At 54.0% G+C, this 4035-nt stretch carries 4 protein-coding genes; 3 read left to right on the forward strand and 1 reads right to left on the reverse strand.

Going from position 1 to position 4035, the window contains the following annotated elements; translation table 11 throughout:
* Positions 1-280 precede the first annotated feature (280 nt).
* From N5096_RS12920 to N5096_RS12930, 3 genes are all read left to right on the forward strand, one after another.
* The gene (locus N5096_RS12920) at positions 281-1273 is read left to right on the forward strand and encodes a DUF7983 family protein (RefSeq protein WP_267665241.1); all 993 of its coding nucleotides are present in this window, start codon (positions 281-283) and stop codon (positions 1271-1273) included.
* 139 nt (positions 1274-1412) lie between these two features.
* A complete protein-coding gene (locus tag N5096_RS12925; RefSeq protein ID WP_141213904.1) occupies positions 1413-1706 on the forward strand; it encodes a hypothetical protein in 294 nt (97 codons plus the stop codon).
* Positions 1707-1803: 97 nt separating this feature from the next.
* Positions 1804-2157: a helix-turn-helix transcriptional regulator gene (locus tag N5096_RS12930; RefSeq protein ID WP_267665242.1), complete on the forward strand. Its 354-nt coding sequence runs from the start codon at positions 1804-1806 to the stop codon at positions 2155-2157.
* Between the two features lie 67 nt (positions 2158-2224).
* Here the strand turns inward: N5096_RS12930 and N5096_RS12935 are convergent, their stop codons facing one another.
* The gene (locus N5096_RS12935; protein WP_182022790.1) at positions 2225-3475 is read right to left on the reverse strand and encodes a Cdc6/Cdc18 family protein; all 1251 of its coding nucleotides are present in this window, start codon (positions 3473-3475) and stop codon (positions 2225-2227) included.
* Between the last annotated feature and the right edge of the window lie 560 nt (positions 3476-4035).

Raw genomic sequence — 4035 nt, forward strand, 5'->3', positions numbered from 1 at the left:
AAGCAGAAACTGCTGACGAGTGGCTCAGATCGTTCGCTTTCGCATGGAATCAGCTTATCTGAACACTACGAGCGTCAGACATACATACAATTACTGTTATTTTGTCCCGGTGTCCGTATTCAGGCGGTTTACACACCGCTAAAACGGGTAACTGGCAATTATCATGGGTCCCATGTGGGAGCCCTCCGACGAACTCATCCAATCAGCATCCACGCACTATACGGCTGTGAGTTCTGTAAGCAGCCTCAAGCATTTAGCGTCCAACGGTCTCAATACGAATATGTCGTTTCGGGTCAGCTGGCACAATCTCCTTGAGCGGTTAGATGACCTCCCGGAAGGGGCTACGCTCCGGACACCACTCTCGAACGACCGGTTTCAGATAACTGGCGTCCAGGAACACCGTGTCATCATCAGATTCTCAGATAGCGGTGAGTCGCGACCGCTTCAAAAAGATCAGTTCGAGACACTATATCGACGTGTTACCGACTCTACCGATGGGTTCGACCTCGATCGACTCCCACCCGGTGCGGACCCATACCCGACGGTATTGAGTCTTCATCCCCGATTCGAGGTGAACGACGACCGAGGTGTGATCATCGAGACTGAAGCACCAACCACCTCATTGTTATTGGACGAGGACCCGTCCTCTGAGCCTGCTCCAGACGAACGGACAGAACCCGATCTCGACGTCTACGCGGATGCGCTCTTGCTCGTCGACGCGCTGGAACGTCACGAGGTTACAGCGCTCGAAGGAGTCGAGACAGGGACACTCATCGACCTGTATACCTTGCTCTCGGACGTTCAACGGAACGCCAACGACCTCCGCAAGGAGATCGCGGACACACTCTTAGACCGACTCCATCACGACCGACCGGTCTCGGGATCGTACGGCTCGGTCCAGCGGACCGCTCGGACGAACCGCTCGCTCAAAGATGACGACGAGGTGCTGGACACGCTCGAATCAGCCGGGATCGACCGTGATCGGGTGGTGAGCGTTGATCGCGGGAAGGTTGACGATGCCCTCGAGGTGACTGATGTCGCTGAAAGCGACGTCTACGAGATTGAAGAAACCGAGTACGTTCGGAAAGCCGAGGTGGACGAAGATCGCAAGGAGACACGGCTCCAAGGGCTAAAAGACCAACTTGCGGCGAGCGATGCTGACGACGCCGACCAGCTTCGCGACGAAGTCGAAGAGCTCGAATCGCGGATCGAGGAACTGACCGAATTCAAGTCTGGACAGTCGTATCACACGCGCTCGAAAGCTGACCGGTGAGTCGGTCTGGTAACGTGACGAGGAGAGACACGCTACGGTCGACGTCGGCCCTAAGGTGAGTGTTTCTCAACGGTCAACGCAAGTCCCTTGAGGCTCTCCAGCACAGGTAGTTTATCTGTCTGATGTAAGAATTGATGGTATGGGTGACCCGGATTCTCCAACCGTCTCGGTATCTCTCTCTGGTCGCACGGATATTCCAGCAGTTCTGAATCGAGCTGGCATCGATCACGTGAGTGTCCATGATCACCGACTCCTTGCTATCTATCACACGGCAATTCTCAATGTGACGACTGATCCGCATCAGATATCGGATACACAAACACTCGAGATCGAATGCTGGGAAGATCCAATTCCATCCCGTGCTGATGGAAAGTCGTCACAAGATATTCTTCAGGATTTCACCGACGTGTTCGACTCTGCCGGGGACTATTGAGAGATTCACCCCGGTGGCTCAACCTGATAATCACGACCAATATCATAACTAGCGACAGAAAGAACGATTATAATGGATACACGTTAGCTGTTGGAATATGAGTGCGTCACAGGGTGAAACCGATCTATCGGCGGACGAGCGTGCGGGTCTTGAATTGGTCCGCGAGACGGGTGGGATTCACCAGAGCGACTTTTGGAAAGAGCTGGGTGTCTCTTCGCGAAAAGGAAGCCGAATAGTCGAAGCACTTGAGAGTGCCGAGCTGATTCAGCGTGAAGAAGCGGTGTACGAAGGTCAACGGACCTACTATCTCGAACCAACAGCATCTGAGCTTGACTTTTCACTGCTGATGGCGGGTGACATGCTCTCGCCATTCATCGGTGAGGAAGAGGTCGATCCGCAGGCAGACGCCTTCTCCCAATGGCTGATGAACCTCGCGTACGAGGAAGAGTGACTCTGTTCTGGAGGGCTTCTGACGGCTCTTAGTCACCAAAACTTAGCCACGATGGGCTTAATTCGTCTCACCGGAAGAGTTTGCCACCGCGTTGTTCATCTAATTCGGTTATTGTATCATCCTCGGTGAGACCGTCAACGATCATTTCAGGGCGTGCTGCGAGCGAGTAGCGGTAGTGGCGACCACCGCGCTGGCCGCGGTTGATCTCTTCCATCTTCGCGACGCCGTTGATCACGAGGTCATTCAATAGATCGCGGACCGTCCGTGCGGTGACCGTATCAGTCTCTGCGAGCCGTGCGGCGTGTTCGTACCACGCGTAGAAGGCGTCCATCTTCGCGGGTAGTTCGCCTTCATTATCGAGTGCAAGCAGAGTGTACGCAACGAGTTTGCCTTGGGGCGATAATGATGCAATTTCGCTCACAATCGCGCCCTGCTGGATCTCCTCTTCGGCCTGCCGGACGTGCTGTTCAGTAACGATATCGTCGTCGCTGGTGCGCGCCAGGTCGCCAGCCGTATACAACAGATCGAGTGCTGTCCGGGCATATCCAGAGCGCTTCGCGGCGAACGCGGCCGTTATCGGAACCACATCGTCAGTCAGCACACCATCATGAAACGCGTCGGCGGCACGATCTTTGAGGATCGTTCGCAGTTCGTTCGCATCATACGGTGGGAAATGAATCTCGTGTTCACAGAGCGTCGATTTGACTCGTGGATCCAGCGAGTCGCGGAACGTCGAGTCGTTCGTGATTCCAATGAGTCCGACTTTCGTATCGTCGGGATCGACAAATTTCGCAGAATTACGATTGTTACACCGCCCGAGCTTGTACAGGACGTTATCACTCGTTCCGATATTGTCAATTTCGTCTAGTGCGATCAGAACGTGCGTGGTATCGGCTTTGCGTAACTCGTCGAACAGCATGTCGTACACGTCCCCCTCGGGGTAGCCTGTCGTCGAGATACTCGATCGGGGCGTCGACTCCCGGAGGACGTTCACGAGATTCACAGCGACCTGATAGCTCGTATTGAGGTCACGACATTCCATTTGGACGGCCGTCACGTCGACATCGTCGACGCCATCGGCGTCCTCGCGAACACGATCGAGTACGAGATGGGTGCCAACAGTCTTCCCGACACCGGTCGGTCCGTAGACGAACACGTTACGCGGTCGCTTTCCACGAATCACTTCGGAGAACATCTGGAGGTAGCGATTCAACACCTCATCGCGTTCGAGGATGCGGGACGGATCGTAATCGTCCCGGAGCACGTCTTCATCGAGGAAGATTTCATCCTCGGGTGTGAGGTGACCGAGATTGTCCATATCGGTTCCATACACAGATACCATATAAAACCGGGCCTTCAACTGTTTCGAGTGACCCACACAGACACTCCACCGTTTCGAGTGTTCCAGGTGGAACAAGTAGGGGGGTCGGTTTCGGATGGATATTCGAGACCCTGTGCGACGCTAACATTTATCACAAATGTCTGCGTACCACACCCGCAAACCATTTTTTGTGAATGTAGTAGAATAAGAGAAGACGTAATAGAGACTCGATCAGCTGAAATCGTACGTAGCACTCGTCACTGTCTACTTGAACACTTGAAATAGTGGAGTGTGGGTGGTCCCGACTGGTGTCTCGTTTGTTCGACGCACTGTCCTGACGACGAACTGGCCTCGACAGGACCGACAGCAGATTGTACGCAATCGCGTCGGTGGTTATAGTTGAACACTTGAACGGGTGGTGTGTAAGGTCGACAATTAGAACGGCTGTCTGGTCATCGGAGACACTTGAAGACGTGGTGTGTGTGAGAGACGGTGTTCAGATAAGGATTGAAAGGTGAGGCGGTGCGTTTTCAAAGTGATCTATGCCCGAAAACGAC

Source organism: Halorubrum yunnanense, assembly GCF_026586675.1.
Taxonomy (GTDB): Archaea; Halobacteriota; Halobacteria; order Halobacteriales; family Haloferacaceae; genus Halorubrum; species Halorubrum yunnanense.

What these genes read in the sequence shown, in the direction of transcription:
- N5096_RS12920 (WP_267665241.1), top strand. Translation starts at nt 281, where the DNA reads ATGTCGTTTCGGGTCAGCTGGCACAATCTCCTTGAGCGGTTAGATGAC.
- N5096_RS12925 (WP_141213904.1), top strand. Translation starts at nt 1,413, where the DNA reads ATGGGTGACCCGGATTCTCCAACCGTCTCGGTATCTCTCTCTGGTCGC.
- N5096_RS12930 (WP_267665242.1), top strand. Translation starts at nt 1,804, where the DNA reads ATGAGTGCGTCACAGGGTGAAACCGATCTATCGGCGGACGAGCGTGCG.
- N5096_RS12935 (WP_182022790.1), bottom strand. Translation starts at nt 3,475, where the DNA reads ATGGACAATCTCGGTCACCTCACACCCGAGGATGAAATCTTCCTCGAT.